Below are 8,989 nucleotides of genomic sequence, written 5' to 3'. Positions count from 1 at the left end.
AAATAAATACGAACATAGTCAAAGATTTGATGAAATTCATAGTTCAATTTCTCCGCAGTTAATTATGATTGTTGTCAGAACATTAATTAACTAGGGATAAATAAACTTGATTATGCATCAGTAGAATTTTGGATTTTGGATTACTCTACAGGAAGACGCTTCCGCATCAATGGATTTTGGATTGTTCCCCCCATCTCCCCATCTCCCCATCTCCCCATCTCCCATCTCCCTGTCCCCCCATCCCCTTATCCCCGATCAAAACATATCCGCTGGGTCAGCAGATTGAACTTTACGAGTAGCAACAGCACCAGAAATCATACACATAATAATAGTCATGACCTGTACTTGAACTACTCGCGCTACGGTCATGTAAAGCGGTAAATTGGTAGCATTGCGGGTAAGTGCGTACAGTCCGGTTGAAATTGCCGCTCCAGGAATAAAACCTAATACAGCTAGAATTATTGCTTCTTCAAAAACCACAGTTAATAGAAAGAAATTACGATATCCCATCGCTTTAAAAGTAGCGTATTCTTTCATATGAGCATTAACATCAGTGGAAAGTACTTGATAAACAATAATTACTCCCACAATGAAACCCATTGCAGTACCTAAACTGAAAATAAATCCGATCGGTGTATTGGTTTGCCAATAAGCTTTTTCAAAATCAATAAATTCTTGTTTTGTGAATACTTTAACATCAGCAGCATCTCTTAAATGATATTTTAGTTCAGCTGCGACTTGTTCGGGTTCGTAACCTGGTTTTAAGCGAATCAGACCTAAATTTGCGCTTCCCGAATCTTGTCGGGGAAACAGTCTTAAAAAGTTTTGATCGCTGGTCATTAAAGTACCATCAGCGGCAAAAGATGCACCAACTTTAAATACATCAGCAATAGTTATTGTTCGTCCTTGAATTTCTGTTGTGACAGTTTGACCTTGTTTTATTTGAGCAATAACCTTTTCATAGGTTCCTCTAGTTGCCTCATCAAATAAAATAGTATCTGGTAACTTAATTGCATCAATATGTTTATCAACTTCTGGTAAATCAAATGCTGGTTTATCGGGATTAAAACCAATAATCATCACTTGAGTTTTGAGACGAGTTTGGGGATTTCTCCAAGTTACAAGACTATTGTACATAGGTTCGGCTGTTGCGACTCCGGGTACATCCATCGCTTGATAAAGTCGTCGTCGAGTAAAAGTAGATAAATCTTGCAAGTTGAGTGCTTGCGGACTTAATAGTACTAAATCTGCCCTTAAAGTATCATGTAGCCGAGTAGCGCTGCTAAATAATGCATTTTGGAAACCAAGCTGCATCAACATCAGCAAATCAGCAAAAGCAACCCCCGACAAAGCTACTAATAAACGTCCTTTTTGACGGCTTAATTGTAACCAACCCAAAGGTGTTCGTCGCTGTAATTGTTGGATAAATCCAATCATATTAATTTTAGATTTTAGATTTTAGATTTTAGATTTTAGATTAAAATATTTGTCATTAATTACCAATTACCCATTCCCAATTACCCATTCCCAATTACCTATTAAATTTCCACCACCGCTCTTACTTGTAAATTAGTAAATCTTGCTGCTTTTTCACTCGATTCATCGTCTAATCGAACGTGAACTTCTACTATTCGGGAATCTATATTTGTGGAAGGGTCGCTGTTAACTACATTTTGTCGCTGCACTTGCAAACCAATTTGGTCTACAATACCGTTTAGTCTGCCCGGAATAGCATCAGCTAATAATTCTACTTGTTGTCCCAAACGTATATTATTTACATCGCTTTGGTAAACTTCTACGACTGCGTACATAGTGCTAGTTTGACCAATATCAACTATCCCTTCATTTACGACTTTTTCCCCTGGACGAGTATGAATATCAAATATTTGACCCTCTTGAGGAGAACGTACATAAGCTTGTTTTAAGTCTGCTTCTGCTCGATTCATTGCTGCTACAGCACGGTTGACTTCTGCTTGAGCAACTAATACATCCACCGGACGAACTTCAACAATACTTTCTAAAGTTGCTTTACCTTGATTTATTTGTTGTTGTAAAGATAATTGAATCCGCTCTAAATTAGCTTCTGCTTCTACTAATTGCTGCTGTCGGGATGACTGAATGCGTTCTAAGTTCGCTTGAGCTTCTGCTAATTGCTGTTCCTTAGAAGATTTTATTAATTGTAAGTTTGCTCTGGCTTCTGCTAATTGCTGTTTTGATGTTTGTAAAACTAAATTCTTGCTATCTCTTAATGATGTGGAAATAGCTCCTGCTTTATACAATCCGTCATAACGCTGGTATTCTAACCGAGCATTTTCTAATTCTGCCTCTAATCGAGCAATAGTTGCTCTTTGTGCTTCTATTTCTCTAACTTTTTCAGCTTGTAATCGATTCACCGCTGCTTGTTGTGCTTTGGTTTCTGTACTTTTTTCAACTTGTAATCGATTAACTGCTGCAAGTTGGGCTTTAATCTCCGTGGTTTTTTCAACCTGTAAACGAGATACACCAGCTTTCTGAGCCTCGATATCTCCTTGTTTTGCACCACCTTTAACCTTCTTCAGGTTTGCTTGAGCAACTCTTACGGATTCTTTGGCTTCCTTAAAAGCAGCCATCAAGCGATCGCGACTGTCCAAAACCGCTATTACCTGGTCTGCTTTAACTCGATCTCCTTCCCTTACTAGTAGCTGCTCAACTCGACTTCCTTCTCCACCTATCGCTGGTGCAGATAGCTGAATCACTTCTCCTTTGGGTTCAAGTCGTCCCAGTGCTGTCACGGTTTTAATCTGGGGAATTGCCGGAATTGGCTTGGGGGGTGCTTTTGCGATTTCCTCACCCTTAAACCGTTGCAGCGTATAGATACTAGCTCCACCCATCGCAAAAGCCGCTACCGTGACAATCAACCGTGATGAGCGAGAAACTTCGGGAGACGGTGAATTTTCTAGTCTAAGGTTATCTAACATAGCATCCTAATAAATACTGAATTTTTGTTATTTCTTACTTTATAATACAATTAAACTAAACCGACTAGTTTAGTTTGACTTTTTAGTAGATTTTGCGGATTAATTTAAATATATAGGTATCAAGGTACCCTATTATTGACAGCAAATCTATTACGGTTTTATTCGGAAAATATACATATTTTTAGTAAATAGGTAATCGATGGTAGTTAATATCTCATGCTGTATGTCAAGCCTGTATATTTTTTCATTATTTTTTTTACTTCGTCCTGATGCGATCGCTCAACTAAAAATAGGTCAAAAATGAAACTATTAAAACTTAGCGAAACTCATACCGAAAATTCAAAAGATAAAGTAGAGCAAATTTTGCAGGGAGCAATGCAGGAATTTTTGGTACACGGATACGCTGGTACGAGCATGGATAGAGTTGCAGCATCGGGAGGTGTTTCAAAAGCAACTGTCTACAGTCATTTTCAAGATAAACAAGGACTTTTCAAAACATTAATCGAAAGATTAGCAAAAGAAAAATTTCAGTCAGTATTTGGAACTGAGAATTTAGTTGGAGAGCCTAAAAAAGTACTGCACGAGTTAATAGTAAAAGCATTGAATGAAATGCTTCAAGATGATGAGTATACAGCGTTTATGCGCGTATTAATTGGAGAATCGGGGCGTTTTCCAGAAATGGCTCACTTTTATGTTGCTAGCTTAGTAAAACCTGCGGTAGATACCCTTCACGATTACTTAGCATCTCATCCCGAACTAAATATATCAGACCCAGAAGCGACAGCGAGAATTATTGTTGGTTCTCTAGTTCACTTTGTCATGACTCAGAAAATGATGCACGGTTCGGATATTTTGCCAATGGAAAGTCATCGTTTAACGGATGCTTTGACAGATTTATTGTTAGGAGTAATTTAACCTTTCTATTTCTGCTTTTATGTTATTTCGTGCAATTTTCTCTTTTGTCTGCTGCATGATTTGGGTAAAGTAGATATTTTCTCGCTGTAAAAAACTTTGTAATATTTGCTTTCTGGCTGCAAAGTATTCTACTTCTGCTACCCAGATATATTCTTGACGAATTGCATGGGTATATTTACTGTATTCATCGGGATTGCTACCCAGAATTGATAAATCTGCATCTAATAATACTTGAGCATTGCGATCGCTATTTAAAGCTTGATGATTTTTGGTTGCTAAAATTAAATTTTTAACATTTTTAATAGCATCAGAGGGAATTGATAGCGATGAAAGAACGGATACACCGTATTCAGCGCTCTTTTCTTCGTTATCTTTTGCTTTGGTGTCGTAAACTATGTCATGAAACCAAGCAGCAAGTCGAACGGCTTTGGTTTCCAAATTTTGAGTTTGAGATTCTAATGTTTGAATTACTTCTAAAACGTGGTTAATGTGTTCTAAAGTATGATAGTAGCGATTTGGACTTGAATAAGCTGCAACTATTTGAATAAAAGATTTTTCCGCAGCAGCTTGATTAATATCAAAATTTTGCACTAATTCATACCAGTTATTGAATAATTTATCTGTAATGCGATCGCAATTGGACATATAATATTTTAGATAATTTGCATAGCTTTACGACCCATTACGAAATAATTAACCTTTAACTTTTGACCTGATTTAATTAGGTCGAAACATAAACCAATTCTCGACATTTTCTAGTTTTACTGTATTAGAAATACCATAACCAAAACGTTGATAATAGCCTACGTTTTTTTGTGTTTGGGTATCAAGAGCAACACCCTGAGAATCAGAATGTTGTTGTGACATCTGATGTACTTGTGAAAGAAGTGCGCTACCGATACCTTTTCCATGACTTTGCGGATGTACACCTAGAGTGTTGATATAGAAATGCGGAGAGGAGGGTTTATTTGTCTTTTTTAAATTAGAATATGCTTCAATTCGCATTAAAGCTTCTTCTCCAATTGCAATTGCAAACTGTTCTTCTGAAGCTGTTTTTGTACTTTCAGTATTATCATTACTCGTCGTTAGTTTGGGAGGAGTTATAAAAGCAACTCCTTGCAATTTTTCTTCTAAAAAAGCACCTAGAAGCAAGTTTTCAACTATAGATTTTTCATCGCACATGGATTTTAACAGGTGTTTCATCGATTGCTCATATGTATCTTTAAAGAAGAATTCCATTAATGGGTAATTTTTAAACGCAGTTGAAAAGATTTCAATAACATTATCCGTGTCTTTTTTAGTTAAATTAGTTATTTCGATGTTAGACATTTCTTTAATTGTGTAATATTAGATTAGTTTATCTAAATATTATATTTTATAGTGTTTTCAATTAATTTTGGTAGTGCGAGCATCTTGCTCGCTAGTTACGTTAGGACTATTGGATTATCTACATAACGTTATGGTGCGTTACGGCATTATCTAAATAGTAACTTCAAACAATACATACTCGTGCCGAAACACACCCTACAATTGATAAAACTGCTGGGTCTAATTATTACCTAACGCAACAGCTATTTAACAAAGAAATGCTAAACAACTTTTGTATCAAGATAAAAACTAGACCCAGTGTCAAATTTTTATTGAAGTTGAGAACTTAGAAACGTTTTCCGCTTCCGCGAGAAGGTACTAAGTTTAAGTAGTCTAGGCTAGAAGCTCTAATGCTTTGAGCGTAGTTACCTTTATTATTAACGGATGCTGCCATGTCAGCATATTTACGAGGGTCGCCTTCAGAGAGTCGCTGGTTTTTAGCCTTCTCAGAGTAGAATTTATCCAAGGTAAAGCGCCAGTCGGTTTTGACGGTTCCAGCGGTTTCTCGGAAATCTTCGCCGTAGCGAGGAGTTACTAAGTTGAAGGGACGACCTTCCATACGTTTACGCTGGTAAGGTATGGTGTTATCGCCGAAGCTGTTGGTATACTCTTCGCTATCCACCAGGGCATTAACAAAGCCATTGAAACCCAAGGTAGCAATTTTGATTGACCAAGCAATTTCTTCTTCTTTGTTATAAGCCGCACGACCTAATAAACGTCTGAGACAGATATCTACTAAGCGATAGTTGTTATTAACTTCCACAACTATGCGGTAAAAAGCTTCGGACTGAGCTAAACCGCGAATAAAATCGCGTGTTGTAATAGAACCGTTTTTCAGCTGAGATTCTAAATTCTTTTGACGGTTGAAGCTTAGAATTTCATGTTCGCTAAAAACTTGACGATATCCAGCCCAAATGATGTTTTCAATATCGGTGTAATCACTTACGTCTTCTAAACGATAGATATATGGTGTATCTTCGTTTTGGTCAGCTTTACCAAAGCTTTTGACTCTTTGATTTTGGCTGCTTGGTTTGTACTGAAGTAATGGCAATGCCATCTGTAATTATCCTCTTATTTTATTAAGTGGTTCAACAAAAAAGTTGAGCGATGAAGGATGATTTGGCGTTATGATTCAATCCTTATTACTTATTTTCCCTTATTCAGGTCAAACAATTTTGGATTTTGGATTTTAGATTGTAGATTGACTTTATGTAGTCATCACCATACATCTAAAATTCGGTGATTATCTCAAGGGAAAACTTGCTGTAGTACTAATAGAAACAGGAATTCCTTGGGGTTCACTTTCCTTTGTCATGTCAGGAATGTCAATATTAGCGGTACTAACTGGGGTGTAAGTAACTGTTTTAATTGAAGCCGAACTCGCCATATCCATGAAGTTGTTGATATCGCCCCACTTGTAACGACTATCTTCTTGCTTATCGCGCCAATAGTTCGCGTAGCGAGGAGTTACCAAGTTAAAAGGTCTACCTTTATAACGACGACGTTGGTAGGGAACCGTATTTTCTCCAAAATTACTCAGATATTCTTCCGAATCAATTAAAGCATCAACAAAATTACCCCAACCCAAGGTAGCAATTTTAATTGACCAAGCAATTTCTTCCTCTTTATTGTAAGGCGCACGTCCTAAAATACGTTTGAGACAGATTTCGACCACGCGATAATTCGAGTTTGTTTCAACTACCAAACGTCGAAATGATTCTGACTTTGCCAAACCCCGGATAAAATCGCGCACGGTAACTGCTCGATTCTTTAACTGAGATTCTAGATTGGATTGACGGTAAAACTTGAGTATTTCGTGTTCGCTAAATACTTGACGATATCCAGCCCAAATTAATTGCTGAATTTCATCATAATTAGGAGAATCTTCCAAGCGATAAATTCTCGGTGTATCTTCGCTGGAAACTTCATAACCATCAACCCGCTGGTTTTGAGAACTGGGTTTGTATTCTAATAGTGGTATTGACATGATTATCTAAGAATTGGGAATTGGGAATTGGGAATTGGTAATTGGTAATTGGTAATTGGTAGTTGGTAATTGGTAATTGGTCATTGGGAATAGTTAGGAGTTAGAAGTTAGGAGTGAGCAGTCATAAGTAAAAAGTAGTAAGTAGCGAGTTAGGAATTATTAATTTTTCTTCCCATTACCCATTACCCATTACCCATTACCCATTACCCATTACCCATTACCCATTACCCATTACCCATTACCAATTACTCATTACCAATCTTTTTAAGTAGTCTTCCTACCAGGTACGTAACGATAGGGTAAAGCAACTTCTACGGGTTTGACTCTGGGTTGAATTGTGGAAGATTCGCGTGTCATGTCCGGAATCTCCATGTTCTGGATTTGAGAAGTTACTGTGGCGATGGTTCTTTGATAGTTACGTTCGTTAGTAATTATACCCCCAGCCATTGACATAAAGTTGCTGGGAATCACTTTGCGAATTTCTTCTCCGGTGGCATATCCTCCGGAAGTACGAGCAGTGTAGTAAGAAGTACCTCCAAAATTCCGCATACTTAGACGATTGCGGAAGTCTGCACCGTAACGGGGATTTACTAAGTTAAATGGTCTGCCTTTGTAACGGCGGCGCTGGTAGGGTACGATGTCGTTACCGAAGTTTTGACGGTATTCGTCACTATCTACTAAAGCGTCGATAAATCCATGCAAACCTTTAGTAGCAATAATAATTGACCAAGCTATTTGCTCTTGTTTGTTATAGGTTGCACGTCCCAAAAAACGCTTAAAGCTGATATCAACTAAACGGTAGTTGGAGTTAGTTTCTGCTACTTCTTCGCGGTAAACGTCTGTTTTTCCTAATCCTCGGATAAAATCGCTGACCCTAATCGCCCGGTTTCGCATTTGCGATTCTAAAAAAGGCTGACGATATGTTTCTAATATCAAGTGTTCGCTGAAGATTTGACGATAACCCGCCCAGATGATTTCATCAATATCTTGATCTGAGGTGGCATCTGTCAATCTATACATGATTGGCGTGTCTTCGCTAGGCACTTCATAGCCTTCGACACGCTGATTCTGAGAACTAGGTTTATATTGAAGTACTGGTATTGACATTCTTGTTATTTTATGTGATTGGACATTTGTTAACTGGCTTGTTGAGCCAAAGTTACCCGAGCGCGGACTGATGGCTGAGCGTCATTTGAGCGCATCTGAGAAAATATTGCTGCAATTTCCTGTCTTAGAATAGGAATTTTTGCTAACTCTTGCAAACCCACAACGGCAGCATAACGAATTGCCCAATCTGCATCTTGAGTAATTGAAAGTAGGGTTGAGAGTGATTTTCTCTGCGCGATCGCCCTTTCTTGCTCCGAGAGTTTGTGCCATTGTAAAGACCCCAATCCTTTGGCAGCAGCACGACGCACGCTCGGAGCAAAATCTGTTGCCGCAGCTTCTAACAATAAGTCTAAGGCTTGGGGATCAGCGATCGCAGCTAAAGTCCGAATTGAATAAGCTCTAGCACCATAGTTATAATCATCAATCTGTCCGAGCAGTTGCGGTACGGCTACTTCTCCTAACTCCGTTAATCCCTTAACTGCTATTACCGCTGCGGCTGGATTATTGTATCCAAACACAGCAATCAATGTCGGAATTGCTGCCGTATCTTTTGCTGATACTAGCTTTTGTACCGCCGACACCATTCGCGCTGATGAATCAGCCTCGGTAACAGCGCGAATTAAGTTTTGAATGTCAGTATTCATGCGAAGAGTTA

9 protein-coding genes are annotated in these 8,989 nt (G+C 38.2%); 1 reads left to right on the top strand and 8 read right to left on the bottom strand.

Annotated elements, in window-relative coordinates:
• Positions 1–255: 255 nt before the first annotated feature.
• A complete protein-coding gene (devC, locus tag VB797_RS34260; RefSeq protein ID WP_323242270.1) occupies positions 256–1,437 on the bottom strand; it encodes an ABC transporter permease DevC in 1,182 nt (393 codons plus the stop codon).
• 101 nt (positions 1,438–1,538) lie between these two features.
• Positions 1,539–2,957: a biotin/lipoyl-binding protein gene (locus VB797_RS34255; RefSeq protein ID WP_323242269.1), complete on the bottom strand. Its 1,419-nt coding sequence runs from the start codon at positions 2,955–2,957 to the stop codon at positions 1,539–1,541.
• 300 nt (positions 2,958–3,257) lie between these two features.
• Here VB797_RS34255 and VB797_RS34250 point away from each other — a divergent pair, with 300 nt between their 5' ends.
• On the top strand, positions 3,258–3,872 hold the full coding sequence (locus tag VB797_RS34250; protein ID WP_323242268.1) for a TetR/AcrR family transcriptional regulator: 615 nt from the start codon (positions 3,258–3,260) through the stop codon (positions 3,870–3,872).
• Here VB797_RS34250 and VB797_RS34245 read toward each other — a convergent pair.
• From VB797_RS34245 to VB797_RS34220, 6 genes are all read right to left on the bottom strand, one after another.
• Positions 3,858–4,517, bottom strand: coding sequence for an HD domain-containing protein (locus tag VB797_RS34245; protein WP_323242267.1), 660 nt, complete (start codon positions 4,515–4,517; stop codon positions 3,858–3,860). The genes VB797_RS34250 and VB797_RS34245 overlap by 15 nt on opposite strands.
• 72 nt (positions 4,518–4,589) lie before the next feature.
• A complete protein-coding gene (locus VB797_RS34240; RefSeq protein ID WP_323242266.1) occupies positions 4,590–5,201 on the bottom strand; it encodes a GNAT family N-acetyltransferase in 612 nt (203 codons plus the stop codon).
• 325 nt (positions 5,202–5,526) lie between these two features.
• A complete protein-coding gene (locus VB797_RS34235; protein WP_323242265.1) occupies positions 5,527–6,297 on the bottom strand; it encodes a phycobilisome rod-core linker polypeptide in 771 nt (256 codons plus the stop codon).
• 186 nt (positions 6,298–6,483) lie between these two features.
• Positions 6,484–7,227, bottom strand: coding sequence for a phycobilisome rod-core linker polypeptide (locus VB797_RS34230; RefSeq protein ID WP_323242264.1), 744 nt, complete (start codon positions 7,225–7,227; stop codon positions 6,484–6,486).
• Between the two features lie 264 nt (positions 7,228–7,491).
• Positions 7,492–8,334, bottom strand: a complete 843-nt coding sequence (locus tag VB797_RS34225; RefSeq protein ID WP_323242263.1) for a phycobilisome rod-core linker polypeptide — start codon at positions 8,332–8,334, stop codon at positions 7,492–7,494.
• Positions 8,335–8,363: 29 nt separating this feature from the next.
• Complete coding sequence (locus VB797_RS34220; RefSeq protein ID WP_323242271.1) at positions 8,364–8,978, bottom strand: HEAT repeat domain-containing protein; 615 nt, start codon at positions 8,976–8,978, stop codon at positions 8,364–8,366.
• Between the last annotated feature and the right edge of the window lie 11 nt (positions 8,979–8,989).

This window comes from Rivularia sp. UHCC 0363, assembly GCF_034931125.1.
Lineage (GTDB): Bacteria > Cyanobacteriota > Cyanobacteriia > Cyanobacteriales > Nostocaceae > Rivularia.
Note: the sequence above shows the minus strand (reverse complement) of the source record. Positions and strands in the feature narration are given on the sequence as shown.

Bases quoted from the DNA above. Each gene is read 5' to 3' on its own strand.
- VB797_RS34235 (WP_323242265.1), bottom strand. From the start codon at position 6,297: ATGGCATTGCCATTACTTCAGTACAAACCAAGCAGCCAAAATCAAAGA.
- VB797_RS34255 (WP_323242269.1), bottom strand. From the start codon at position 2,957: ATGTTAGATAACCTTAGACTAGAAAATTCACCGTCTCCCGAAGTTTCT.
- VB797_RS34230 (WP_323242264.1), bottom strand. From the start codon at position 7,227: ATGTCAATACCACTATTAGAATACAAACCCAGTTCTCAAAACCAGCGG.
- VB797_RS34245 (WP_323242267.1), bottom strand. From the start codon at position 4,517: ATGTCCAATTGCGATCGCATTACAGATAAATTATTCAATAACTGGTAT.
- VB797_RS34220 (WP_323242271.1), bottom strand. From the start codon at position 8,978: ATGAATACTGACATTCAAAACTTAATTCGCGCTGTTACCGAGGCTGAT.
- VB797_RS34225 (WP_323242263.1), bottom strand. From the start codon at position 8,334: ATGTCAATACCAGTACTTCAATATAAACCTAGTTCTCAGAATCAGCGT.
- VB797_RS34240 (WP_323242266.1), bottom strand. From the start codon at position 5,201: ATGTCTAACATCGAAATAACTAATTTAACTAAAAAAGACACGGATAAT.
- VB797_RS34250 (WP_323242268.1), top strand. From the start codon at position 3,258: ATGAAACTATTAAAACTTAGCGAAACTCATACCGAAAATTCAAAAGAT.
- devC (WP_323242270.1), bottom strand. From the start codon at position 1,437: ATGATTGGATTTATCCAACAATTACAGCGACGAACACCTTTGGGTTGG.